Genomic DNA, 24,063 nt, shown 5'->3' with positions numbered 1-24,063 from the left:
GCATGGGGACCAGTGTGCTCAGCCTGCGGATAGACGGGGAGCTGCTCGAACGGCTCCGGCACCACGCGGCGAAAAGAGGAATGAGCGTCCAGGACTATGTCGTCCGGACGCTCATTCGGGATGACTTCGACCAGCGGTTCCGGACCGCCGTCGAGGAGACGGAGAGGTTCTACGGGGTCACCTGAGGGCTCCCGGCACCGGGGATCAGGTGAGGCCCAGGGCCGGCATCAGGTAGTAGAAGGCGAACACGGCCGAGACGACGTACATCGGCACCGGGACCTCCCGGCCCCGGCCGGCGGCCAGCCGCAGCAGGACGAAGGTGATGAAGCCCATGCCGATGCCGTTCGTGATCGAGTAGGTGAACGGCATCATCAGCATCGTCACGAAGGCCGGGACCGCGATGGTGTAGTCCGCCCAGTCGATCTCCTTGACGGAGTTCGACAGGATCAGGAAGCCGACCGCGACCAGCGCCGGGGTGGCCGCCTGGGACGGGACCATGGTGGCGACCGGGGTGAGGAACAGCGCCACGGCGAAGAGGCCGCCGGTGACGACGTTCGCGAGGCCGGTGCGGGCGCCCTCGCCGACGCCGGCCGTGGACTCCACGAAGGCGGTGGTGGCCGAGGAGGAGCCGGCGCCGCCCGCGGCGACCGCGAGGCCGTCCACGAAGAGGACCTTGTTGATGCCGGGCATGTAGCCCTCGGCGTCGGTGAGCCTGGCCTCGTCGCTGATGCCCATGATCGTGCCCATCGCGTCGAAGAAGCACGACAGCAGGACCGTGAAGACGAACAGGATGCCGGTCAGCACGCCGACCTTGGAGAAGCCGCCGAACAGGCTGACCTGGCCGACCAGGCCGAAGTCGGGGCTGGCGACCGGATTGCCCGGCCACTTCGGGACGGTCAGACCCCAGGAGGGGATCGTGGCGACCGCGTTGATGATCACGGCGAGGACCGTCATGCCGACGATGGAGATGAGGATCGCGCCCGGCACCTTGCGGACGATCAGCGCGAAGGTGAGCAGCGCGCCGAGGACGAAGACCAGCACCGGCCAGCCGGTGAGGTGACCGCCGGTGCCCAGCTGGAGCGGCACGGTGGTCTGGGCGGCGTCCGGCATCCGGGTGACGAAGCCGGAGTCGACGAGGCCGATCAGCATGATGAACAGGCCGATGCCGATGGAGATCGCCTTGCGCAGGCCGAACGGCACGGCGTTCATCACGCGCTCGCGCAGGCCGGTGGCGACGAGCAGCATGACCACGAAACCGGCGAGGACGACCATGCCCATGGCGTCCGGCCAGGACATGCGCGGCGCGAGCTGGAGCGCGACGACGGAGTTCACACCGAGGCCGGCGGCGAGCGCGATCGGCACGTTGCCGATGACGCCCATCAGCAGCGTGGAGAACGCGGCCGTCAGCGCGGTGGCCGTCACCAGCTGACCGTTGTCCAGGTGGTGCCCGTACATGTCCTTCGCGCTGCCGAGGATGATCGGGTTCAGCACGATGATGTACGCCATCGCGAAGAAGGTGGCGAGACCGCCGCGGACCTCGCGGGCGAGGCTGCTGCCGCGCTCGGAGATCCTGAAGTAGCGGTCGAGGGCGCCGAAAGCGGGCGAGCCGCCCGGCTTCTCGGGGGTGGGGACCTTGGCGGGAGCCGAGGTGGACATGGAGGACCTCATCCCCAGCGGGGGTTCCCCCGAGCCCCGTTGGAGTTTCCTACGATCAGAAGCGGTCAGAGACAAACGAAATCAGTATGAAGGTATGAGGGACAGATCGCTATCTCCGCGCGTAGACGACGGTGGCGCATAAGCTGGGCCCATGGCTAAGTGGACCCCTCAGCACGAGGCGCCGGAGCCCCTTGAGGGGCCCGTGGTCGCCACCATCACCGGCGGCACGATCGTGTGGTTCGTCCTCTTCCTGGTCCAGCTCCCCTTCTACGGCTGGTTCGAGGACCACGGCCACCTGTGGTGGCTGTGGACGTGCCTGGCCGGGGGCGGACTGGGGCTGATCGGGGTCTGGTACGTGCGCCGGCGGGACGCGGCGATCAAGCGGTCGGCGGCCGAGCCGGGGACCTGACACCCGGCCCGGCGCGTTCGTGCGGCGGGCGGACACGGACCCACGTACCGTCGAATGCATGAGCCATATAGACGCGGGCGCCGAACTGGACCCCGTCCACCCCGTGGCCCTGCCGGTGAGCCGGCCGTCGGGGCTGACCGGTGCGGAAGTGGCGGAACGGCGCTCGCGTGGCCAGGTCAACGACGTCCCCGTGCGCAGCAGCCGGTCGCTGGGGCAGATCGTCCGGGCCAACGTCCTCACCCGGTTCAACGCGATCATCGGCGTGCTCTGGCTGGTCATGCTGGTCGTGGCGCCGATCCAGGACGGCCTCTTCGGCTTCGTGATCCTCGCCAACACCGGCATCGGCATCGTCCAGGAGTGGCGGGCCAAGCAGACCCTGGACGCGCTCGCGGTGGTCGGGGAGGCCCGGCCGACGGTCCGCCGCGACGGGGTCGCGGCCGAGGTGGCCACCAGCGAGATCGTGCTGGACGACCTGGTCGAGATCGGGCCCGGGGACAGGATCGTCGTCGACGGGGTGTGCGCGGAGGCAGACGGGCTGGAGATCGACGAGTCGCTGCTGACCGGCGAGGCCGACCCCGTGGTCAAACGCCCCGGCGACCCGGTGATGTCCGGCAGCTTCGTGGTCGCGGGCGGGGGCGCCTTCGCGGCCACCAAGGTCGGCCGGGAGGCCTACGCCGCCCGGCTCGCCGAGGAGGCCTCCCGCTTCACGCTCGTCCACTCCGAGCTGCGCAGCGGCATCTCCACCATCCTCAAGTACGTCACCTGGATGATGGTCCCGGCGGCCGTCGGACTCGTCATCACCCAGCTCGTCGTCAAGAACGACGACGTGAAGGACGCCGTGGCCCGCACGGTCGGCGGGATCGTGCCGATGGTCCCCGAGGGGCTGGTGCTGCTCACCTCGGTGGCCTTCGCGATCGGGGTCATCCGGCTCGGCCGCCGGCAGTGCCTGGTGCAGGAGCTGCCGGCCATCGAGGGCCTGGCCCGTGTCGACACCGTCTGCCTGGACAAGACCGGCACGCTCACCGAGGGCGGCATGGACGTCAGCGAGCTGCGGACGCTGGACGGGGCCGACGAGTCGTACGTCCGCAAGGTGCTCGGCGCGCTCGGCGAGTCCGACCCGCGGCCCAACGCCTCCCTCCAGGCGATCATCGACGCCTGTCCGGACAGCGAGGACTGGCGGTGCGTGGAGTCGCTGCCCTTCTCCTCCGCCCGCAAGTACAGCGGGGCCTCCTTCAGCGAGGGCGACGGCGAGACCAGCACCTGGCTGCTGGGCGCCCCCGACGTCCTCCTCCCGCCCGGCGATCCGGCCCTGGCCGAGACCGAGCACCTGAACGAGCAGGGGCTGCGGGTACTGCTGCTGGCCCGCGCGCGCCGCGACCTGGACGACCCCGAGCCGGCCCGGGGCGCCCGCGCCACCGCCCTGGTCGTCCTGGAGCAGCGGCTGCGGCCCGACGCGTCCGACACCCTGCGCTACTTCGCCGAGCAGGACGTCCGGGCCAAGGTCATCTCCGGTGACAACGCGGTGTCGGTCGGCGCGGTCGCCGGGAAGCTGGGCCTGGACGGTACGGCGGTGGACGCGCGGCGGCTGCCCGCCGACGGGCCCGCGCTGGCGAGCGCCCTGGACGCGGGCACCGTCTTCGGGCGGGTCACCCCGCAGCAGAAGCGGGACATGGTGGGCGCGCTCCAGGCGCGCGGGCACACGGTCGCGATGACCGGCGACGGGGTGAACGACGTCCTGGCGCTGAAGGACGCCGACATCGGGGTCGCCATGGGCTCCGGTTCGGAGGCCACCCGGGCGGTGGCGCAGATCGTGCTGCTGGACAACAGCTTCGCGGCCCTGCCGTCGGTGGTCGCCGAGGGCCGCCGGGTGATCGGCAACATCACGCGCGTGGCGACGCTGTTCCTGGTGAAGACGGTGTACTCGGTGCTGCTGGCGGTGCTGGTGGTGTGCTGGCAGGTGGAGTACCCCTTCCTGCCCCGGCACCTGACGATGCTGTCCACCCTGACCATCGGCATCCCGGCCTTCTTCCTGGCCCTGGCGCCGAACACCGAGCGGGCCAGACCGCACTTCGTCCGCCGGGTGCTGCGGTACTCGCTCCCGGGCGGGCTGCTGGCGGCCCTCGCGACCTTCGTCACCTATTTGCTGGCCCGCCACCACTACAGCGGGCCCGGCGCCCTGGGGGCGGAGACGAGCGCCGCCACCCTGACCCTGTTCCTGATCTCCATGTGGGTGCTGGCGATCATCGCCCGCCCGTACACCTGGTGGCGGGTGGCCCTGGTGGCCGCGATGGCCCTGGCCTTCCTGCTCGTCCTCGCGATCCCCGCCCTCCAGAGCTTCTTCGCCCTGCGGCTGGTCGGACTCGCGATGCCGTGGACGGCGGTCGGCGTGGCGGTGGTGGCGTCGGCGGCCCTGGAGTACCTGTGGCGACGGGTCGACCGCCGCTGCCCCGACTAGTCGACCGCCGCTTCCCTGCCCAGGCGGCACCGCAGTGGAAGCCGCACAGCGCGACGGCCGCGCCGCCGGTGCGGGACCGGTGGCGCGGCCGTCGGTGGGGTGGGCCTGCCTCAGCGCACGTCGACGTAGTCGCCCGCGGCGCTGACCGCCGAGGAGGTGGTCGAGCCGGCGTAGCTGTAGCGGTAGTAGCCGTCGGAGCCGGCCGTCACCGTCGTCTTCAGCGCGCCCGTGGAGGACGAGGTGATCGTCTTGACGGTGGTGTAGGTGGTGCTGCCGGCCTTGCGGAACTGGAGCTTGACCGACTGGCTGCTGAAGCCGGTGTAGGTGCCGTGCTCCCAGTCGGCGCGGGTCAGCTTGCCGGTGACGGTGAGGGTCTTGCCCTTCGTGACCGGCTCGGGGGTGGCGTCGGCGGTGAGCTTGGTCGTGCGGCGGACCGGGAGGGTGCCGAGGTCGCTCTGCCAGTTCGTGGTCTTGGCCTTCGTGTCGATCGCGACGCCGCCCTCCTTCCAGGTGCCGGCGTCCGAGTTGTACAGCTCGTCGGCGGGGAGGGTGAGGGAGGCCGTGCAGTGCAGGGTGGTGGAGTCCACCGTGGTGCAGGTGCCGGCGTCGTCGCTGACGACCTGGGTGTCGGCGTCCTTGGCCGAGGTGCCGCGGTAGAGCACCGGGCCGGTCTCGATGGTGGCCATGGAGACGCTGGCGGGGTGCGTGACGGTGTAGGTCGCCTTGACCTTGACCGTGGAGGTGGCCCCGATGCTGATCGCCGTACCGTTGTTGACCTTCACGGCGGAGAAGGTGACGTTCGGCGCCGCGGGGGCCGCGTGGGCGGCGGGCACGGCGAAGGCGGAGAGGGCCATGGCGCCGGAGACGGCGGCCACGGTGGCACGTATGCGCATGTGCGTTTCCCTGGTGGGAGAAGTGATGGTGGAGTCGGTCGACTCAGGCGATCAGATCCGCGAGACGCACCGGTGGTTGTACCGCAAGATCGATTCCCGGCCGGATTTGGGCTGACGATTACCCGTACGTGGCACAAGTGAGAAGAAACGTTCCGGCCCCGGGTGCGGCCTGCGCGCCCGGGGCCGGAACGGTGTCGCTTACTTCACGTCGACGAAGTCACCGGCGGCGCTGACGGCCGGGGTGGTCGGGGTGCCCGCGAAGGAGAAGCGGTAGTAGCCGTCGGCCGTGGCCTTGGCCGTCGTCTTCAGGGCGCCCGTGGAGTCCGTCCTGAGGGTCTTCAGCGTGGTGTAGGTGCTGGAGCCCTTCTTGCGGAACTGGAGCTTCACCGACTGGCCGGTGTAGCCGTGGTACTTGTGGTCCTCCCAGTTGGCGCGGGAGAGCTTGCCGGTGACGGTGAGGGTCCCGCCCTTCCTCACCGGCTCCGGGGCGGCGTTGACGGTCAGCGTGGAGTTGCGCTGGACCAGGGTGGAGCCCAGGCCGAACTGGACGGAGGACTTCTCGCTGTCGAAGTCCAAGGCGATGGCCGCGCCGTGCCAGGTGCCGGCCTGGGTGTTGCGCAGCTTCAGGTCCTGGTCGCTGGTGCGCGGGCGGATGTCGATCGGGCCCTTGCAGGTGGCCGTGGTGGCCGAGGTCGCGACGCAGGTGGCCGGCCCGTCGCCGCCCTGGATGTTCTCCGGGTTCTCGGCGGGGCCGCGGTAGATCAGCGGGCCGGTGAGGAACGTGTCGCGGTCGATGTCGACGTCGGCGCCGTGGGTCAGCTTGTAGGTGACCGTGGTGGTGACCTTGTTCGTGGTGCCGACCTTGATCGACTTGGTGATCCGGAAGTCGGAGAACGACACGTCCAGGTCGCCGATCGGCGCGGCGGTGGCGGCGCGGAGTCCCTTGCCGGGGGTGTGGTGCGCGGCGGCCTGGAGGGCGGCGGAGCGGTAGGACGGGCCGCCGTCGGCCGCGTGGGCGGCCGGGAGGGCGAGGGCGGAGAGGGCCAGGGCGCCGGAGACGGCGGCCACGGTGGCGCGAATACGCATGTGTTGTCCCTGAGTGTGGGTGGTGCGCTTACTTCGCGTCGACGAAGTCACCGGCGGCGTGGACGGCCGGGGTGGTCGAGGTGCCCGCGAAGGAGAAGCGGTAGTAGCCGTCGGCCGTGGCCTTGGCCGTGGCCTTCAGACGGCCCTTGGAGTCCGTCCTGACGGTCTTCAGCGTGCTGTACGTGTTCGATCCGCTCTTGCGGAACTGGAGCTTCACGGACTGGCCGGCGTAGCCGGAGTACGTGCCGCCGTTCCAGTTGGCGCGGGTGAGGGCGCCCGTGACGGTGAGGGTGCCGCCCTTCTTCACGGGCTCGGGCGAGGCGTCGACCGTCAGCTTGGCCAGCCGCTGCGCCTGGAAGGTCTTGGCGTTCTCCTTCTTGACGTAGTCGGAGTCCTTGCCCTGGGCGATCGCCCAGACCTTCCAGCCGCCGGCCACCTCGTTGATGAGGTTCTTGCGGGCCGCCAGCGTGTACGTCGCCTTGCAGTTCGCCTTGGTGGCGCTGACCTTGGTGCAGACGGAGCGCTGGTCGGCGGTGTTGGCGACGGCACCGCTGTCGGCGTGCTTGATGTCCTTGCCGTGGTACAGGATCGCCTGCGCCCAGGAGATGCCGGAGTCGTCGGTGGCGGTGAAGGACACCGTGAAGGTCTTGGTCCCGGACGCGCCGACCACGACGGGCTTGCCGCCGTTGACCACCACGTTCGAGATCTTGGTGTCACCGCGGTGGGCGTCCGCCGCGTGCGCGGCCGGAACGGCCAGAACGGACAGCGCCAGGGCGCCGAGGACGGCCGAACCGGCGACTCGCATACGCATGGGTGTGTCTCCCCGTGATCATGAGCTGTTTGCGCATGATCAGATCAACGGCACCCATCAGAGGTTGTACGGGATCTTCACTTTTTCCGCGGCTGTGCGGGACGCCACCTCAGTCGAACCAGCGGTCCCGGGCCAGTTCCTCCGTGCGGGACGGGTCCTCCAGCAGCGCGGCCACCTCGAACCGGCGCGGCCACTGCCCGGCCGCCCAGGCCAGCCCCGCGGCGACGCCCTCCAGGGTGGCCGCGTGCAGCACGCCGTCGCCGGTCAGCCGCCAGTCGATCCCGACGCCGTCCACGACGAGTTCCTCGTGCTCGACGTACGTCCCGGGGGTGCGCGGTCCGAGCAGCACCCGCACGGCTTCCGGTACGTCGTGCTCGCTGCCCTCGGAGTCCACCGCGCCGGTGACGGACTCGCTCAGCCGCCGCACCTGGAACAGCTCGGCCAGTTCGGCGGCCCGCGCGGGCCGGACCGGCAGCAGCGGCACACCGGAGGTGAAGGGCAGCAGGTCCGGCGAGTCGACCACGACGGCCGTCTGGGCGTCCACGACCTCCACCCGCCCGTCCACCACGGCCCGCAGTTCGTCGGGGAGGGTCACCCGCCCGGGGTCGAGTTCCGCCAACGCGCTGTACAGGCCGTGCAGTTGGGCCGGGGTGACCGGGCGGTCCGGGTCGGCGAGCCGGTCCAGGAGTTCGGCGGCCCCGCCGGGCTCGTCCAGCAGCGCGCCGACCGAGGTGCGCACGCCGAGGGCCCGCAGCACCTGCTCGTCCCCGAACCCGGTGGCGTCGGCCTCGTCGTACAGGCCGCGCAGCAGCTGCTCGCCGCCGGCCGCGAGCAGCCCGGCCGGGCGCCGCCCGTCGAGCACCGGGTGCCCGCGCAGCCACCACGCGGTGTACGGCCGTACGACCTCGTGGGTGCCGTCGGGGAGCAGGATCCGCACGGGCTGGGTGAGGGCGTCCCGCAGCGGCGGCCGGGCCAGCAGGGCGAGCGCCTCGGGCCAGTGGTCGTCGTCCACCAGGTCCAGGTCGCGCACGGCGACGAGTTCGGTGGCGACCGGCGGCACCGGGGTGTCCGGGAACCGGTCGAGGATGTCCTCGCACCACACGTCGACGGCGTCCAGCAGGCCGGGGTCGTCGGGTTCGGCGTAGTCGCCGTCCCGGGGCTCCAGTTCGTCGGGGTCGAGGACCACGTCGGTGGCGCGGACCAGCGCGAAGTCGGTGAGGACCCCGCACGCGGCGAGCGGCTGCGCACCCCACTTCTCGGCCAGCTCGGCGTCGACGGCGGCGAGTTCACCCTCCCGGATGACCCGGGCGAAGGGGCTGCCGGGGAACACCAGCTCACCGGCGGGGGCGACTTCCCCGTCCTCGTCGGGCAGGGCCAGCGCGCCCAGCCAGGGCTCCTCCCCCGGCTCCAGGCCGGCGTCCCGCACGAGGGCGAGCACCAGGTCGGCCAGTTCCTCGGCGTCCGGGGCGTCCTCCTCCCAGGCGAGGCCGCCGTCGTCCTCCAGGGAGGCGGCCACGGCGGCCCGCACCTGCGGGGTGGTCAGCACCGCGCGCGGGGTCGCGGGCAGCGCGCCGAGCTTCTCCAGCAGCGGGTGCGCGGCGTCCGGGTGGGCCACCTTCAGCCCGAGCCGGCCCAGCACGTCCGGGTCGATGCGGGTGCCGTCCGGGGTGGGCAGCAGCACCTGCCGGGGTCCGATGGTGGTCCGTCCGCCCCCGGAGCCGAACCCCTGGGAGGGGGCCCCGGCCAGCGGCACGGGCAGCCCGGACAGCCGCTCGGGGTCGACCCCGGCGAGGCTGTCGTACAGCCGCCACCACCACTGCGGGTCCTTCTCCAGCCCGGCGAGCCGGTCGACGGCGTCGGCGAGGGGCAGCCGGGCGACCCCGAGGGTGCGCAGCTCCACGCGTCGTTCGAGACCGGCCGGGAGCAGGGTGGGCAGCACCTCGGCGAGCACCCGTACGGTGTCGGCCCCGGCGCCCTCCACGACCTCGGCGTCCCGGGGCCGCAGGGCCTCCGGCAGCCCGTCGTCGCCGTCGGCCTCGGCGGCCGGGGGCAGGAAGGCGGTGCGCGGCAGCCGCTCCAGCACGGCCTGCCGCAGCGCCCCGTCCAGCTCCGCCTTGCCCAGCGGCCCGGGCACGAGGTCGATGATCCCCTCGCTCACCGGCCGCCAGGTGGCGAGGAGCTCGGCGTAGGCGTCGGCCGCGCGCCGGACCAGGAAGTCGGTGAGCGGGCCGGGGGCCGCGTGCCGGCGGGTGGTGTCCAGCGGGAAGGACGCGATGAGCAGCGCTGGCAGGCCGAGGGGTTCGTCGCTCGGGGTGGGGGCGTGCAGCACGGGGGTGGTGCGGGGGCGGGCCGGGGCGCCGTAGGCGTCGACGGGTACGGCCCAGGTGACCGACCAGTGCGGGCGCAGCCGTTCCTCGACGGGCCGGTCGGCGAGGAGGTCGGGGGTGAGCGGCCCGTGGGCGGACGCGGTACGCCAGTGGGTGATGCCGGCGCGGGAGTCCTCCACGACGGTGAAGGCGCCGTCGGTGCGCCGGACGAGCGTGCGGGGGGCCGCGTCGCCGATCTCCACGACGACCTCGGTCAGTCCCGGCAGGGCGAGGAGCAGGGCGTCGTCGAGGCCGGCGAGCAGCCGCTCGGCGAGGTCGGCGGCGGCGGTGTCGCGCAGGGGCAGGATGACGGCGGTGTCGTAGGGCTCCGGGGCGGTGCCCTCGGCGGGGAACGGCAGCCGGAGCAGGGGCACGTGCCCGTCCCGGCGCCGCACCTCGTCGCCGAGGCCCGGGCTGTGCCGGGCCACGTCGGAGGCCAGCTCCCGGGCCTCGGCCAGCGACCAGCGCACGCCTCCGTGCCGGCCCACGATCGCCGGTTCGTCGGTCACGGCGAGGACGGCGGCGAAGCCGACGCCGAACCGGCCGACGGCGCTGTGTGTCGCCTCGGCGTCCCGCTTGGCGGAGGCCCGCAGCGTGGACAGCGACTCGACACCGGTCGCGTCCAGCGGGGCGCCGGTGTTCGCGGCGACGAGGACGCCGTCGCGGAGGGTGAGCCGCAGCCGGCCCGGCACGTGCGCGCGGGCGGCGGCGTCGGCGGCGTTCTGCGCCAGCTCCACGACGAGCCGGTCCCGGTACCCGCCGAGCACCAGGTCCTCCTCGGCGTTGGCGTCCTCCCGGAACCGGGCGGGGCTGGTCGCCCAGGCGTCGAGCACGCCACGGCGCAGCCGGGCGGTGCCGAAGGGGTCGGCGCCCTCGGCCGCCGGCCGCACGAACTTGGTGGTCACGTTGACTCTCCTCTACGACGTGAGACCGAAGGTACAGCGCGCTGCCGTGAAGCAATCAACGCGGACGGGGAGGGTATGCGGTAGTGACCCATCCGTTGGCACGAAGGTGCCGTCGCACGAAAGTGGTGCCCTGCCATGCCCGAGACACAGGACGTCGTCGAGCTGATCCTCCGGGACCACCGGCGTATGGAGGATCTGTTCCGGCTGATGCGCAGCGTGGAAGCCGACCGGACCGCCGCGCTGGAGGAGTTCGCCGATCTGCTGGTCGCGCACGCGCTGGCCGAGGAGGCCAAGGTCTACCCCGCCCTCAAGCGGTACAAGAACATCGACGACGAGGAGGTCGAGCACGGCGAGCACGAGCACGACGAGGGCAACCAGGCCCTCCTGGACCTCCTCCAGGTCGAGGAGGTCGGCTCCGAGGAGTGGGACGAGAAGCTGGAGGCGCTGGTGGAGGCCGTCACCCACCACGCCGACGAGGAGGAGCGCACCATCCTCAACGGGGCCCGCGAGAACGTGGCCATGGAGCGGCGCGAGGAACTGGGCGCGCAGTTCTGGGAGGAGCGTGAGCGTCAGCTGAAGAACGGCTGCGGCTCCCTCGACAACGTGCGCCGCATCGTCGAGTCCTGACCCCGCGATCGTCGAGTCCTGACCCCGCGCCGGTGCCGGGCCCTCAGGGGCCCGGCCCGGGATCCGGCCGTACGGCACGGCCGAGGCCGGCCCGGGCCGCCTCCAGCTGCGCGGCGAACGCGATGCCCAGGAACAGGGCGACCCCGGTCAGGTTGGCCCACAGCAGCAGGGCGACGAAGGCCGTGAGCGGCCCGTACACGGCGCCGAAGGAGCCGCTGCGGGAGACGTAGAGCGTCAGCAGCCAGGTCGCGGTGACCCACAGCACCAGGTGGACGGCGGAGCCGAACGCCAGCCAGGTGTACCCGGGCTGGTTCCGGCGCGGCGACCAGCGGAAGACGACGGCGGAGGCGATCCAGGCGAGGACCGTGCCGACGGGCACCTCCAGGGCGCCGAACCAGGCCGGGGCCCGGGGCGTGCCCAGCGCCTCGGTCGTCGCGGCGGTCACGGCGTGGCCGGCGACCAGCACCAGGAACCCCAGGACCATGGGCACACCGGCGGCGAAGGCGAGCAGCAGGGCCCTGCCGTACTTGCGCGGGAAGGGCCGGTCCCGTTCGATGCCGTAGATCCGGTTGGCGCCGCGCTCCACCTGGCCCATGGCCGAGGCCAGGTTGAGCACGGAGAAGGCCAGCCCCAGGCAGAGCGCCACGGTGCTCCAGGGGCCGGAGCCGGCGGTGCGGCGGGTGCCCCGCAGCGCGTCCCGGATCACGTCGGCGCTGGCGCCGGGCACGATCCTGCCGAGGGTCAGCTCGATGATCCGGCCCATGCTCTCCGTGTGGGCGGCGGTGGCCAGCCCGACGAGCGCGATGGTGAAGGGCACCATGCCCAGCACGATCTGGAAGCCGAGGGCGCGGGCGTTGGTGAAGCCGTCGGCGTAGCGGAACCGGGAGAAGGCGTCGAGCAGCAGCCGGACGCCGCCGTAGCGCCGCAGCGCGGTGAAGGCCTCGTCACCGGACAGCTCGTCCCCGATCATGTCCCGCGTCTGCGGGACGTGCACCACCGTGCCCATGGCCGGTGCCCCTCCTCACCGGGTGCCGTGGCCGGCGGGCGGCGCGGGCTCCGGGTGGTTGCCGGGTCCGCCGCCGGGGCCGGCCAGCGGGGTCGGTGACAGGGCGGTGGGTTCCTCACCGGGTTCGAGCAGGGTGTCCGCCGCGCCGACGATCAGCGGGTCGGGGGTGCCGACCGCCTGGTGGTCCTTGGCCGGGTAGTCGAAGCGGTCCAGGAGGCTGCGCATCGCCTCCAGCCGGCCCCGCCGCTTGTCGTTGTTCTTCACGACCGTCCAGGGCGCGTGCGCGGTGTCGGTCGCCCGGAACATGTCGACCTTGGCCGCCGTGTAGTCGTCCCAGCGGTCGAGGGAGTCCAGGTCGGTGGGGGACAGTTTCCAGCGGCGCACCGGGTCGACCTGCCGTATGGCGAACCGGGTGCGCTGCTCGGCGCGGGACACCGAGAACCAGAACTTCACCAGCAGCACGCCGTCGTCGGTGAGCAGCCGCTCGAACAGCGGGGCCTGCCGCAGGAACTGCCGGTACTCGTCTTCGGAGCAGAATCCCATGACCCGCTCGACACCGGCCCGGTTGTACCAGGACCGGTCGAAGAAGACCATCTCGCCGCGGCCCGGCAGGTGCGTCACGTACCGCTGGAAGTACCACTGACCGGCCTCCCGCTCGGTCGGCTTGTCCAGCGCGACCACGCGGGCCCCCCGGGGGTTGAGCCGCTCGGTGAACCGTTTGATGGTGCCGCCCTTGCCGGCCGCGTCCCGCCCCTCGCACACGACGACGAGCCGCTGCCCCGTCTCCTTCACCCAGCGCTGGAGCTTGAGCAGCTCGATCTGCAGGATCCGCTTGTCCCGCTCGTAGGCGCGCCGGCCGACCCGGTGGTCGTAGGGGTGGTTCTCCCGCCAGGTCTCGACGGGCCGGCCGCCGGCGTCCAGCAGCACCGGCCGCTCCGGCTGCCGGTCGTCCACCTCGAACCCGCGCAGCAGGTCGTCCTCGCGCACCTGGCCGCGGGTCCCCGCCGCCTCCGTCGCCTGCTCGTGCTCGGCCACGCCACCGCCTCTCCGTCTCGGCCCCGCCGGGGCCGGGCCCACCCCGGTCTCCTCCCACGTGCCCGCCCAGCCCGGTCCCAGACGCCTGTACCGTCGCTGGGGTCCGTTCCTCCGTGCCGTGCGAGACAGGAAGGCGCTCACATGCCCGAACTACGCCTGGGACCGCTGCTGAGGTACACCGACGGCGCCCGCGCGACCGTGTGGGTCGAGGCGAGCCGGCCCTGCACGGTGCGGGTGTCCTGTTCCGACGGCGCGGCCGGCTCGGCGGCCACCTTCCAGGTGGCCGGGCACCACTACGCGCTCGTCACGGTGACCGGACTGCGACCGGGCACCTCGCCCTCCTACGAGGTGTTCCTGGACGACACCCCGGTGTGGCCCCTGCCCGACTCCCGTTTCCCGCCCTCCGTCATCCGCACGCCCGGCACCGGCGACGCCGTCCGCGTCACCTTCGGCTCGTGCCGCTGGGCCGCTCCCCCGGCGGACGGCACGGACCCGGTCGGCCCCGACGCCCTCGACACCCTCGCCACCCGCCTGGCGGCCGATCCCGGCGCCGAGCGCCCCGACGTCCTGCTGCTCCTCGGGGACCAGGTGTACGCCGACGAGACGTCCGAGGAGACCCGGCGCTGGCTGGCCGGCCGCCGCGACCTCGACCGGCCGCCCGGCGCCCAGGTCACCGACTACGAGGAGTACTGCCACCTCTACTACGAGTCCTGGCTCGACCCGGAGGTGCGCTGGCTGCTGTCGACCGTGCCCAGCTTCATGATCTTCGACGACCACGACATCGTGGACGACTGGAACACCTCCGCCTCCTGGCTCGCCGACATGCGCACCACCGACTGGTGGCAGGAACGCCTGCTGAGCGGCCTGATGTCGTACTGGGTCCACCAGCACCTGGGCAACCTCTCCCCCGCCGAACTGGCCGACGACCCCACGTGGGCCGCCGTACGCGCCACCCCGGACGGTACGAAGGCGCTGCGCGCCCTGGCCGAACAGGCCGACGCCGACTCCGCCACCGTCCGGTTCAGCTACCGGCGCGACTTCGGCCGGGTCCGGCTGGTGATGGTCGACTCCCGGGCCGCGCGGGTCCTGGAGGAGGGCCGGCGCGCCATGCTGGACGCGGGCGAGGACGCCTGGCTGCGCGAACAGGTCCTGGCCGACGAGGGGGCCTACGACCACCTCCTCATCGGCACCTCCCTGCCCTGGCTGCTGCCCCACCTGGTGCACGACACCGAGAGCTGGGACGCGGCCCTGTGCGCCGGGGAACGCGGCGACCGCTGGGCCCGCTTCGGCGAGTGGCTGCGCCGCCGGGCCGACCTGGAGCACTGGGCGGCCTTCCCGCGCTCCTTCGCCGACCTCGCCGGCCTCATCGCCGACGTCGCCGCGGCGCCGGGCGCCCCGGCCGGCGTGTACGTGCTGTCCGGGGACGTGCACCACGGGTACGTCGCCGAGGCGACCTGGCGCTCCGGCGACCTCGGCATACCCGTCGTCCAGCTCACCTGCTCACCGGTCCACAACTCCGTACCGCCGGCGATGCGGGTCGGCTTCCGCGCGGGCTGGAGCGCACCGGCCCGCCTCCTCGGCCGCGTGCTGGCCCGCCACGGCCGCTGTGCGCGGCTGCCGGTGCGGTGGCGCAAGCGGGGCGGACCGTGGTTCGGCAACCAGCTGATGACGCTGACGCTGCGGGGCCGTTCGGCCCACCTGCGCCTGGAGGTCACCGGCAAGGAGCCACGCCTCGACACGGTCCACGAGACGAGCCTCACCGGCTAGCGCCGGGCGGCGTACGAGACGAACTCCGTCCAGGTGGAAGGGGCGACGGTGAGAGTGGCTCCGCCGGTCTGCTTGGAGTCGCGGATGTGGATGGTGGCGGGGGTGGGGGCGACCTCGACGCAGGAGTCGCCTTCGCTGCTGCTGCTGTAACTGCTCTTGTACCAGTCCAGGCCCACTTCGAGGCAGGAGTCACCGTCGGGGCCACTGCTGTAGCTGCTCTTGTACCAGTCCAGGCCCACTTCGACGCAGGAGTCGGCCTCGCTGCTGCTGCTGTAGCTGCTCTTGAACCAGCGGATCATGTTGCCCCCAGCAGTTGCTCGATAAAGGACGTCGACTCGCGCGGAGTGAGCGCCTGGGCCCGGATGATGCCATAGCGCAGCTCAAGGATACGGAGGTGCTTCGGGTCCTCCACCCGGCGGCCGTTGGCCACCGCAGGAGACCTGCCGACTGCCGAACCGTCAGCGAACTTCAGCACCTCGATCCCACCCGCCACTCCGGCGTGCTCCTCACGGTCCATCGGCATCACCTGGATCTCGACGTTGCGCAACTGACCGAGCTGCAAGAGGTGTTCCAGTTGTTGACGCAGCACCTTCCTACCCCCGAGGGGGCGGCGCAGCGACCACTCATCCTGGATGAAGCTGATTTCCGGCGCGGGGTCTCGGTCGAACACGGACTTCCGCGCGACTCGGCCCGCAACGCCTCGCTCCACCACGTCGTCGGTGTAAGAAGGCCGACGCATCTGCAGCAACGCCCGCGCGTACTCCGGCGTCTGCAAGAGCCCGTGGATGTTCAGGGGATCGTAGAGCTGTAGCTCAACCGCCTTGCCCTCCAGCTCCGCCAACGCCCGAACCTTCTTCGGATAGCGGACCTTCTCCACGTCCTCCTTCATCGCGGCGAGCAACCCACCCGCGTCCAGAAGCTTGTCCGCCTTGTCGAGGTACTCCGGTCGCGGGATCCGCTTGCCGGACTCGATCTTGTAGACCATGTCCTCGCTGTAGCCGACCGTCCGGGCGAAGTCCGCCGCCCGCATGCCCAGCGCCTCGCGGCGCAGCCGCAACTGGCGGCCGACCGTCGCGATGACCGCTACGCCCCACTCGTCATCGGGTTCGACCTCCCACCCCGGCTCCTCTTCCTCACTCACCCCGGGACCACCCCCTTGTCGACAGGTCCAGACACCACAGGACAAGCGACGGACAGTGACCCTACGCAACCCGTCCGTCACTGTTCACAGGTAGCAGTCCCCGCCACTCTGAGTGATGTGAACCAGGAAATCTCCACCCACATCTCCACCCCCGTCCCGCACTTCACGGTCCGCCTGTCCTCGACCCCCAGGGGCGCCCGGCTGGCCCGGCTGCTCGCGAGGGAGCAACTCCGCCGGTGGGGCCTCCCCCTGGAACCGGCGGAGCTGATCGTGGCCGAGCTGGCCGCGAACGCCGCCACGCACGGCCGCGTGGCCGGGCGGGACTTCCGGCTGACGATCTACGCCGTCGGGGACACGCTGCGTGTCGAGGTGACCGACACGCGAGGTGACCGCCTCCCGCGGGCCGTGGAGCCCGCGCCGGACGCCGAGGGCGGGCGGGGGCTGCTCCTCGTGGACGCGCTGGCGGAACGCTGGGGTACGGCGCCCGGACGGTCGCCGCGCAAGACGGTGTGGGCCGAGGTGCGCGTGCGGGGTCAGGAGTGGCCGAGTTCCGCCGTCTCGTCGTCGCCGGTGTCGGGGACGGAGCCGGAGTCGCGGGCCGGGCGGAGCGGGAACGGGTCGACCCGGGTCTCGTCGATGACCGGCGGGGCGGGCTGCGGGGGCTTGGGCATGACCGCCGCCTCCGAGTGGCCGCCGCAGCCGTAGGCCAGCGAGACCACGCGGCCGTCGGCCGGAGAGAACTCGTTGGCGCAGACGCCGAAGGCCTGGCCGAGGGAGCCGCCGATGGGGCTGAGGAAGCCGCAGCTGACGCAGGAGGCGGGGGCGGCCTGGGCCATCGGGGTCTTCGGGCCGAACGCCTCCTCCCAGCGGTCGGCGGCGGTGTGCAGGCCGTAGCGGGACAGGACGCGCGCGCGGCGCATGCCCAGTTCCTCGGCGACGGAGGCGATGGAGCCGCGTGAGGGGATCGTGGGCTGGACGGCGGGTGTGCCGGGAGTGACGTCGGCGTCCTCGGCCTCCGCCAGTTCGCGCATCCCCTCGGAGACCAGCGCGCTCGGCGGCGGCTCCTCCTCGCCCGTGTAGCCGGGTTCCAGGCGCAGGTCGTCCTGGTCGGTGGGGAGCAGGTCGCCGGGGCCGAGGTCGCCGGGGCGCAGGCGCTCGCTCCAGGGGACCCACTCGGGGGCGAGCAGGGCGTCGGGGCCGGGCAGCAGGACGACCTCGTCCAGGGTGACGATCTTGGCGCGGGAGGCGCGGGCGACCGTGACGGCCCAGCGCCAGCCCCGGTAGCCCGGTTCCCCGCACTCGAAGAAGTGCGTGACCACGCGGTCGCCCTCGGACACCAGGCCGGCGTGCTCGCCGACCACGCCGGGAGCGGCGGCCTCCTCGGCGGCGGCGCGGGCGAGGTCGACGGCCTCGGCGCACAGGCGGTCGGGGGTGCGGCTTCGCGTGGTCGCTGCGCTCACAGGTATCGCTTCTCTCCTACGCCGTCTCGTCGAGTGCGGCTGCCTTAGGCGGTTTCGCCGACGGAGCGGACCTGGGGACCGCATCGACGTCTGCATCCGCGCGCCTGGGCGCACCTCTGCCATCCATTCTGCGTTATGGCTGAGATAGGCACGCTACACCGGACGGGATTCGTGGAATTTCCCACCCGCCCTCCCGCCTGGGCCGTACCGGGGCCGTACGCCGCCTCGCGCGCCGTGTCCGCACTATCCGGCGGCATCTCGGGGCACTATGAACGTCGTGGCAGCCGCGGACAGGGCGAGTGGTCGGGGCGGCGGTGCGGGCCGGGTGGGCGGCGCCGTCCGCGCGGTCGGCCGTGCCCTGCACCTCCCGGTCACCGGTGCGGCGCGGGGCATCCGCAAGGCGACGCACGCGCACGGCGCGGGCGAGTCGGGCCTGGGCAAGCTGATCGAGCTGCACGCGGTGAACGGCGCCGGGGACGTCATGGTCACCGTGGCGCTGGCGTCCACGGTGTTCTTCTCGGTGCCAACGGACGAGGCGCGCGGGCGGGTCGCCCTGTACCTCGCCATCACCATGGCCCCCTTCACCGTCCTCGCGCCCGTCATCGGGCCGCTGCTGGACCGGCTGCCGCACGGGCGGCGGGCCGCGATGGCCGGGGCGATGCTGGCGCGGGCGCTGCTGGCGCTGGTGATCTCCGGGGCGGTGGCGAGCGGCAGCCTGGAGCTGTATCCGGCCGCGCTGGGCGTGCTGGTGGCGTCGAAGGCGTACGGCGTGGTGCGCAGTGCCGTCGTACCGCGGCTGCTGCCGCCGGGGTTCTCGCTGGTGAAGGCGAACTCCAGGGTCACCCTCGCCGGGCTGCTGGCCACCGGTGCCGCCGCGCCGGTCGGGGCGGCCCTGCACGCGCTCGGCGACCCGTGGCCGCTGTACGGCGCCTTCGTGATCTTCGCTGCCGGTACGTTCCTGTCGTTCTCCCTGCCGCCCGGGGTGGACTCGGCGAAGGGCGAGGACGTCGCGCTGCTCGCGGCGGACGAGCAGCATCTGCGCGGGCCGTGCCGGGGGCAGGTGAAGCGGCCCGGGCTGCGCACGGTCGGGCCGGCCGTCACGCACGCGCTGGGCGCCAACGCGGCCCTGCGCTGCCTGTCCGGCTTCCTGATCTTCTTCCTCGCCTTCCTGCTGCGCGAGCACCCGCTGACCGGGGAGAGCGCGGCGGTGTCGCTGGGGATAGTGGGGGTCGCGGCGGGCGCGGGCAACGCGCTGGGCACGGCGGTGGGTGCCTGGCTGCGCTCCCGCGCCCCGGAGGTCATCATCGTGACCGTCGTCGCCGTCGTGCTGGGGGTCGCGGTCGTCGCCGCCGTGTTCTTCGGGGCGTTCCTGGTGGCCTGTCTGGCCGCGGTCGCCGGGTTCGCGCAGGCGCTGGCCAAGTTGGCGCTGGACGCGCTGATCCAGCGGGACGTGCCGGAGCTGGTGCGCACCTCGGCGTTCGCCCGCTCCGAGACGCTGCTCCAGATGGCGTGGGTGTTCGGCGGCGCGGTCGGCATCGTGATGCCGCTGAACGGGACGGTCGGGCTGCTGGTGGGCGCCGCGTTCGTGGCCCTCGGCTGGCTGGGCACGCTGAGGGGGCTGCTCGCCTCCGCCCGGCACGGCGGCCGGGCCCGGCCGCAGCCCGCCTGAGGCCGGCCAGGGCCGTCGACCGGCGTAACGAACCGGGCACGCCGCACCCCACGTGGGCGGACGGCCACGGGGGCCCGATAGCCTTCGGCCATGACCACGCTGCAATCTGTGCGACGCCGCCGCGCCGTCGCCGTCGCCGGCGCCGTTTCCGCCGGACTGCTCGTCCTGTCTGCCTGCGACAAGCCGACGCCCGTCGCGACGATCACCGTCGGCCGGGACTCGGTCAACGCCGAGGCCCTCTGCTACAACGACGGCAAGGCGCTGGACGCCGCGTCGCTCACGAAGTGCGTCAAGAAGGCCGCCGACGCCAAGTCGATCAAGGTCGGCCAGGACCAGACCGTCCGCATCGGCGTCGACCCGAAGATCGCTGACGCGGGCTGGGTGGTGCTGGTCAACGGCCGCCCGGCCAGCGACCTCAGCAAGGAGACGTACCGCACGATCCCGAGCAGCGTGTTCTTCAACGTCCAGTACGGCACGCAGGGCGAGACCAACACGCTCGCGATCCAGATGGGCGACGACAAGGCGAAGAAGGGCCTGTGGACCTTCAAGCTGAAGAAGGCCTGAGCACCACGACCCCCTTCCCGGTCCTCGTCGCCACCGCCGTCCCCGCCGAGCGGGACGCGGTGGCGCGGGCGCTGCCCGCACCGCCCGAGGACGCGGCCCCCGTGGAGGTACGCCTGCCCGGCGGCTCGCTGCTGCGTACGGCCGCCGGCCTGGACCTGCTCGCCGCCGGTGTCGGCCCGGCGCTCGCCGCCGCCGGCACCGCGAGCGCCCTCACCGCCGCCGCGCTGGCCGGCCGCCCCTACCGGCTGGTCGTCTCGGCCGGCATCGGCGGCGGCTTCCCGCCCGGGGCGCCCCTGGGCTCCCTCGTCGTCGCCGACGCGATCACCGTGGCCGACCTGGGCGCGGAGACCGCCGACGGTTTCCTCCCGGTCACCGCGCTCGGCTTCGGCACCGTCACCCACCGCCCGCCGGAATCGCTCGTACGAGTCGTGTCCGAGGCCACCGGCGCCCGTACCGGCACGATCCTGACCGTCTCCACCGTGACCGGCACCGCCGCCCGCGCCGCCGCCCTGCGCGCCCGGCACCCCGGCGCGCTCGCCGAGGGCATGGAGGGCTTCGGGGTCGCGGAGGCGGCCGCCGCGCACGGTGTGCCCGTGCTGGAGATCCGCGCGGTCTCCAACCCGGTGGGCCCCCGGGACCGCGCCGCCTGGCGCATCGGGGACGCCCTCGCCGCCCTCACCGACGGCTTCGGGAAGCTCGCGCCCGCACTGGAGAGTTGGAACCCCCATGAGCACTGAGCCCCTGCAGATCGCGTACTCCCCCTGCCCGAACGACACCTTCGTCTTCGACGCCCTCGCGCACGGCCGCGTGCCCGGCGCCCCCGCGCTGGACGTGACCTTCGCCGACATCGACGTCACCAACGGCATGGCCGAGCGCGGCGAGTCCGACGTGCTGAAGGTGTCGTACGCCGTCCTGCCGTACGTCCTCGACACGTACGCGCTGCTGCCCTGCGGCGGTGCGCTGGGGCGGGGCTGCGGGCCGCTGGTGCTGACCCGGGAGCCGGACGCCGACCTGACGGGCCGCACGGTCGCGGTCCCCAGCGAGACGTCGACCGCCTACCTGCTGTTCCGCCTCTGGGCCGCGGACGTGCTGCCCGGCCGAGGGGTCGGCGAGATCGTCGTCATGCCCTTCCACGAGATCATGCCGGCCGTGCGGGACGGCAAGGTGGACGCGGGCCTGGTCATCCACGAGGCCCGGTTCACCTACCGGGACTACGGGCTGCACAAGCTCGCCGACATGGGCGAGCACTGGGAGCGGACCACCGGGCTGCCGATCCCGCTCGGCGCGATCATCGCCAGGCGGTCGCTGGGCGCCGAGACCCTCCACCGGCTCGCCGACGCCGTCCGGGCCTCCGTACGGGCCGCCTGGGACGACCCCGAGGCCTCCCGGCCGTACGTCATGGCGCACGCCCAGGAGATGGACCCGGCCGTCGCCGACCAGCACATCGGGCTGTACGTCAACGAGTTCACCGCCGACCTCGGCGAGGACGGCTACGCGGCCGTGCGCGGGCTGCTCACGCGTGCGGCGGCCGAGGGGCTCGTACCACCCCTCGGCCCGGACGCGCTCGCGTTTCCCTGACGGGTCCGGCGTGACGGCTTCGGCGGGTTCCGCCGGCCCTAGACGTCCAGCTGGTCGGCGACCGCGCGGAGCAGGCCGGCGATCTTCTTGCCGGACGCCTTCTCCGGGTAACGGCCCTTCTCCAGCGACGGCGTGATGTTTTCGAGAAGAGTCGTCAAATCCTGCACGATCGAGGCCAGCTCGTCCGGCTTCTTGCGCTGGGCGGCGGCGACCGACGGGGTCGGATCGAGCACGACCACCGAAAGGGCCTGGTCACCGCGCTGACCGGCGACCACACCGAACTCCACGCGCTGTCCCGGCTTCAGCGCGTCGACGCCGTCGGGGAGAACCGAGGAATGGACGAAGACGTCACCGCCGTCGTCGCGGGAGAGAAAGCCGAAGCCCTTCTCGCTGTTGAACCACTTGACTTTGCCGGTAGGCACGTCTGTCCTCGTCCTCGTACTCGTCGGGAAAACTGCTCAGCCAAGGCTAATGGTCTTGGGGCGGGTGACAAGACGTCCGCCGGTTGTTCTCTCGGGCAGGGAACTACCCTGGTCCGGTGCGTGACAAAACCCAAACGAATTCCGCCGCGCCCGGTGATCGGCTGATCCGCGCCGGTGCGGTCGTGTTCTTCATCGGTGCCGTGGCCACCCTCGTCACCGTGACCCCGCTGTTCTTCGGAACGCGGCCTTTTCCGACCTACATGTACGGCCTGAGCATGCTCATGGCCGTCGGATTCCTGGTGGCCGGGGCCGGTGTCCTGCGGTCCGTCGCCGCCGGACGGCGTCAGGCGAGGAAGGCGGCGCCGGGTGCCCCGCGGTAGCCGGTGAGCCACCCCGGGAAGTCGGACAGGGCGGTCAGCACGACGTCCGCGCCGGCCTCCCGCAGCTCCTCCGGCGGGCACGGGCCGGTCGCCACCGCGACCGAAAACGCACCTGCCGCCCGGGCCCCGCGGACGTCCCCGACGTGATCGCCGACGTACACGCCGGCGCCGTGCTCGCGCAGCGCCGCCGCCTTCTGCTCGGCCCACAGGTCACCGACGACCACGTCCGGCTCGATGCCGAGGTGTTCCAGGTGCAGCCGGGCGTTCGGCTCGTACTTCGCCGTCACCACCATCGTCCGGCCGCCGGCCGCGCGCACGGCGTCGATCGCCTCCCGGGCGCCGGTCATCGCCGGCGTCGCGGCGATGGCTATGGAGGGGTACATCTCCCGGTACAGACCGGCCATCGCCGGCACCTCCTCGGCCGGGAACCAGTGGACCAGCTCCTGGGCGAGCGGGGGGCCCAGCCGGGTCACCGCCAGGTCGGCGTCGATGAACGTGCCCGTCCGCTCGGCCAGCGCCGTGTAGCACGCGTGGATGCCGGGGCGGGAGTCGATGAGGGTCATGTCCAGGTCGAAACCGACGGTGAGGGTGGAGGAGGCCATGGGGGACATTGTGCCGGGTCCCTCCGGGGGTCCGGCCGGATCGCGTCGTGGAGGTGACGGTGGCATCGCGGGTGCGGGCGCCTGGCCGATTGGTCGGCTGGACGGCTGGACGCCTGGTCGGCCGGTCGCGCAGTTCCCCGCGCCCCTGACCCCGGCCGACCTGATCCGAAAGAAAGGACCTAGCCGGCCCTCCTCTGCGAGCGCCAGACCAGGTACGTCGCCGAGGCCAGGGCCGCGCCCCTGACCACCCACGGCCAGGTCTCGCCGACCGCGGCGTTCAGGTGGCCCTGGGCGATCGGTTCGCCCCAGCGGCCGGTGTCGCGGCCCCACAGCCAGAGCAGACCGGCCGCGACCGCGGTGCCGGGCAGGACCATCACGGCCCACTTGGTCTCCGCGGCCGTCAGCCGCCGGGACCCGTAGGCGATCGCCCAGCCCAGCAGCAGCGCGAACCAGTTGCCGAGCACGGCACCGGCGACCAGGGCGGCGGCGGCCAGCAGCAGGAGGGGGTTGGACCAGCCGGCGGCGGGAGCGGGCAGCAGGCGGCGGCGCCGGACGGGCACGGCTTCCGGCACGGCCTCCACGGCCTCGGCCGCCGGCTCCGCCTTCTCGGCCTGCCCGGCCTTCTCGGTGGCCTCCCGCGGCGGGCGCCTGAGCAGTTCCGGGATCTCCACCCCGCCGACGAACCCCGGCACCGGGTCGGTGTCGCCCAGCGGGCCGCCGGTCCGCCACCAGTCGGGCGGTGCCGTGCCGTCCCCGAGTTCGTGGGCGGGCGCCAGGTGCGGCGGCGCCGCGGTGTCGCGCGGGGCGGCCGGTTCCGGCTCGGCGGGGCGCGGGCGCGGTACGACCCGGCGCAGTCCCCTGGCCCGCTGCCGCTCAGCGGGCTCCGGCGCGCGCTCCCTCGGGGAGGGCTGGGCGGGCACAGCGGTGGGGGGCGGCTGCGGGCCGCCCCCGGTGCCGCCGGCCGCCGTGACCACCTCGTCCGGGCTGCCCAGGCGGTCCAGGATGCGGCGGACGGCGGCTGGCGAGTCCACCGTCGTCTGCGCCCGGTGCCGGTCGATCTCGTTGCGCAGTTCCGACACGAGCCGCATCCGGGTCGCGGACGGCAGCTGCCGCTGCTGAGCGATGTCCCCGACGCGGCTCAGATACTCGTAGACGACCTGGTCGCTCTCGATCCCCACGGAACCCCTCCGGGGTGCGCCGACTGATACCCCGGTGAGGACGGTACCGCTTT

The 24,063-nt window shown here is 72.9% G+C and carries 23 protein-coding genes and 1 pseudogene; 11 read left to right on the top strand and 13 right to left on the bottom strand.

What is annotated here, in order from left to right:
* Nucleotides 1-2 precede the first annotated feature (2 nt).
* Nucleotides 3-185, top strand: a complete 183-nt coding sequence (locus tag ACZ3ZD_RS00910; protein WP_467392116.1) for a ribbon-helix-helix protein, CopG family — start codon at nt 3-5, stop codon at nt 183-185.
* A 19-nt stretch (nt 186-204) separates the two neighbouring features.
* Here ACZ3ZD_RS00910 and ACZ3ZD_RS00905 read toward each other — a convergent pair whose 3' ends face one another.
* Nucleotides 205-1,656 carry an NCS2 family permease gene (locus ACZ3ZD_RS00905; RefSeq protein ID WP_467392114.1) on the bottom strand — a complete coding sequence of 484 codons (1,452 nt, stop codon included), beginning with the start codon at nt 1,654-1,656 and terminating at the stop codon, nt 205-207.
* Nucleotides 1,657-1,807: 151 nt separating this feature from the next.
* On the opposite strand from ACZ3ZD_RS00905, the gene ACZ3ZD_RS00900 reads away from it, so the two are divergent.
* Nucleotides 1,808-2,065, top strand: coding sequence for a DUF2530 domain-containing protein (locus tag ACZ3ZD_RS00900; protein WP_467392112.1), 258 nt, complete (start codon nt 1,808-1,810; stop codon nt 2,063-2,065).
* A 58-nt stretch (nt 2,066-2,123) separates the two neighbouring features.
* Nucleotides 2,124-4,520: an HAD-IC family P-type ATPase gene (locus ACZ3ZD_RS00895; protein WP_467392110.1), complete on the top strand. Its 2,397-nt coding sequence runs from the start codon at nt 2,124-2,126 to the stop codon at nt 4,518-4,520.
* A gap of 110 nt (nt 4,521-4,630) precedes the next feature.
* Here ACZ3ZD_RS00895 and ACZ3ZD_RS00890 read toward each other — a convergent pair whose 3' ends face one another.
* From ACZ3ZD_RS00890 to ACZ3ZD_RS00875, 4 genes are all read right to left on the bottom strand, one after another.
* A complete protein-coding gene (locus ACZ3ZD_RS00890; RefSeq protein ID WP_467392108.1) occupies nt 4,631-5,413 on the bottom strand; it encodes a hypothetical protein in 783 nt (260 codons plus the stop codon).
* Between the two features lie 198 nt (nt 5,414-5,611).
* A complete protein-coding gene (locus tag ACZ3ZD_RS00885; protein ID WP_467392106.1) occupies nt 5,612-6,499 on the bottom strand; it encodes a hypothetical protein in 888 nt (295 codons plus the stop codon).
* Between the two features lie 28 nt (nt 6,500-6,527).
* Nucleotides 6,528-7,310: a calcium-binding protein gene (locus ACZ3ZD_RS00880; RefSeq protein ID WP_467392104.1), complete on the bottom strand. Its 783-nt coding sequence runs from the start codon at nt 7,308-7,310 to the stop codon at nt 6,528-6,530.
* A gap of 109 nt (nt 7,311-7,419) precedes the next feature.
* On the bottom strand, nt 7,420-10,581 hold the full coding sequence (locus tag ACZ3ZD_RS00875) for a sacsin N-terminal ATP-binding-like domain-containing protein (RefSeq protein WP_467392102.1): 3,162 nt from the start codon (nt 10,579-10,581) through the stop codon (nt 7,420-7,422).
* Nucleotides 10,582-10,716: 135 nt separating this feature from the next.
* Between ACZ3ZD_RS00875 and ACZ3ZD_RS00870 the strand changes: the two genes are divergently transcribed.
* Nucleotides 10,717-11,208: a hemerythrin domain-containing protein gene (locus ACZ3ZD_RS00870; protein WP_467392100.1), complete on the top strand. Its 492-nt coding sequence runs from the start codon at nt 10,717-10,719 to the stop codon at nt 11,206-11,208.
* A gap of 43 nt (nt 11,209-11,251) precedes the next feature.
* Here ACZ3ZD_RS00870 and ACZ3ZD_RS00865 read toward each other — a convergent pair whose 3' ends face one another.
* Both ACZ3ZD_RS00865 and ppk2 read right to left on the bottom strand, forming a co-directional pair.
* A complete protein-coding gene (locus ACZ3ZD_RS00865) occupies nt 11,252-12,214 on the bottom strand; it encodes a YihY/virulence factor BrkB family protein (RefSeq protein WP_467392098.1) in 963 nt (320 codons plus the stop codon).
* Between the two features lie 15 nt (nt 12,215-12,229).
* Nucleotides 12,230-13,249: a polyphosphate kinase 2 gene (gene ppk2 / locus ACZ3ZD_RS00860; protein WP_467392096.1), complete on the bottom strand. Its 1,020-nt coding sequence runs from the start codon at nt 13,247-13,249 to the stop codon at nt 12,230-12,232.
* A gap of 141 nt (nt 13,250-13,390) precedes the next feature.
* On the opposite strand from ppk2, the gene ACZ3ZD_RS00855 reads away from it, so the two are divergent.
* A complete protein-coding gene (locus ACZ3ZD_RS00855) occupies nt 13,391-15,016 on the top strand; it encodes an alkaline phosphatase D family protein (protein ID WP_467392094.1) in 1,626 nt (541 codons plus the stop codon).
* Here ACZ3ZD_RS00855 and ACZ3ZD_RS00850 read toward each other — a convergent pair.
* The gene (locus tag ACZ3ZD_RS00850) at nt 15,013-15,315 is read right to left on the bottom strand and encodes a DUF397 domain-containing protein (RefSeq protein ID WP_467392092.1); all 303 of its coding nucleotides are present in this window, start codon (nt 15,313-15,315) and stop codon (nt 15,013-15,015) included. The genes ACZ3ZD_RS00855 and ACZ3ZD_RS00850 overlap by 4 nt on opposite strands.
* Nucleotides 15,312-16,157: a helix-turn-helix domain-containing protein gene (locus ACZ3ZD_RS00845; protein WP_467392090.1), complete on the bottom strand. Its 846-nt coding sequence runs from the start codon at nt 16,155-16,157 to the stop codon at nt 15,312-15,314. Before ACZ3ZD_RS00845 ends, ACZ3ZD_RS00850 begins: the two co-directional genes overlap by 4 nt.
* A 117-nt stretch (nt 16,158-16,274) precedes the next feature.
* On the opposite strand from ACZ3ZD_RS00845, the pseudogene ACZ3ZD_RS00840 reads away from it, so the two are divergent.
* Nucleotides 16,275-16,680: pseudogene (locus ACZ3ZD_RS00840) on the top strand (ATP-binding protein); the annotation flags it as partial.
* A gap of 10 nt (nt 16,681-16,690) precedes the next feature.
* On the opposite strand, the gene ACZ3ZD_RS00835 reads toward ACZ3ZD_RS00840, so the two are convergent.
* Nucleotides 16,691-17,617 carry a DUF3027 domain-containing protein gene (locus tag ACZ3ZD_RS00835; RefSeq protein WP_467392088.1) on the bottom strand — a complete coding sequence of 309 codons (927 nt, stop codon included), beginning with the start codon at nt 17,615-17,617 and terminating at the stop codon, nt 16,691-16,693.
* 268 nt (nt 17,618-17,885) lie between these two features.
* Here ACZ3ZD_RS00835 and ACZ3ZD_RS00830 point away from each other — a divergent pair, with 268 nt between their 5' ends.
* From ACZ3ZD_RS00830 to ACZ3ZD_RS00815, 4 genes are all read left to right on the top strand, one after another.
* Complete coding sequence (locus ACZ3ZD_RS00830) at nt 17,886-19,286, top strand: MFS transporter (protein WP_467392086.1); 1,401 nt, start codon at nt 17,886-17,888, stop codon at nt 19,284-19,286.
* 90 nt (nt 19,287-19,376) lie between these two features.
* Entirely contained in the window at nt 19,377-19,850 is a 474-nt protein-coding gene (locus ACZ3ZD_RS00825) for a DUF2771 domain-containing protein (protein ID WP_467392084.1), read from the top strand.
* Entirely contained in the window at nt 19,823-20,587 is a 765-nt protein-coding gene (locus tag ACZ3ZD_RS00820) for a futalosine hydrolase (protein ID WP_467392082.1), read from the top strand. Before ACZ3ZD_RS00825 ends, ACZ3ZD_RS00820 begins: the two co-directional genes overlap by 28 nt.
* On the top strand, nt 20,577-21,428 hold the full coding sequence (locus ACZ3ZD_RS00815) for a 1,4-dihydroxy-6-naphthoate synthase (RefSeq protein WP_467392080.1): 852 nt from the start codon (nt 20,577-20,579) through the stop codon (nt 21,426-21,428). The genes ACZ3ZD_RS00820 and ACZ3ZD_RS00815 overlap by 11 nt, the downstream gene beginning before the upstream one ends.
* Nucleotides 21,429-21,466: 38 nt before the next feature.
* On the opposite strand, the gene ACZ3ZD_RS00810 is transcribed toward ACZ3ZD_RS00815, so the two are convergent.
* A complete protein-coding gene (locus ACZ3ZD_RS00810; protein WP_467392078.1) occupies nt 21,467-21,850 on the bottom strand; it encodes a cold-shock protein in 384 nt (127 codons plus the stop codon).
* Nucleotides 21,851-21,966: 116 nt separating this feature from the next.
* Here ACZ3ZD_RS00810 and ACZ3ZD_RS00805 point away from each other — a divergent pair, with 116 nt between their 5' ends.
* The gene (locus ACZ3ZD_RS00805) at nt 21,967-22,230 is read left to right on the top strand and encodes a hypothetical protein (protein WP_467392076.1); all 264 of its coding nucleotides are present in this window, start codon (nt 21,967-21,969) and stop codon (nt 22,228-22,230) included.
* Here ACZ3ZD_RS00805 and ACZ3ZD_RS00800 read toward each other — a convergent pair.
* Together ACZ3ZD_RS00800 and ACZ3ZD_RS00795 are read right to left on the bottom strand one after the other, a co-directional pair.
* Nucleotides 22,194-22,841, bottom strand: a complete 648-nt coding sequence (locus ACZ3ZD_RS00800) for an HAD family hydrolase (RefSeq protein ID WP_467392074.1) — start codon at nt 22,839-22,841, stop codon at nt 22,194-22,196. The two genes, ACZ3ZD_RS00805 and ACZ3ZD_RS00800, sit on opposite strands and share 37 nt — an antisense overlap.
* 170 nt (nt 22,842-23,011) lie before the next feature.
* A complete protein-coding gene (locus tag ACZ3ZD_RS00795; protein WP_467392072.1) occupies nt 23,012-24,010 on the bottom strand; it encodes a hypothetical protein in 999 nt (332 codons plus the stop codon).
* Between the last annotated feature and the right edge of the window lie 53 nt (nt 24,011-24,063).

This window comes from Streptomyces sp. NPDC023481 (assembly GCF_055560195.1).
This window is presented reverse-complemented; position numbering and strand designations above follow the sequence as displayed.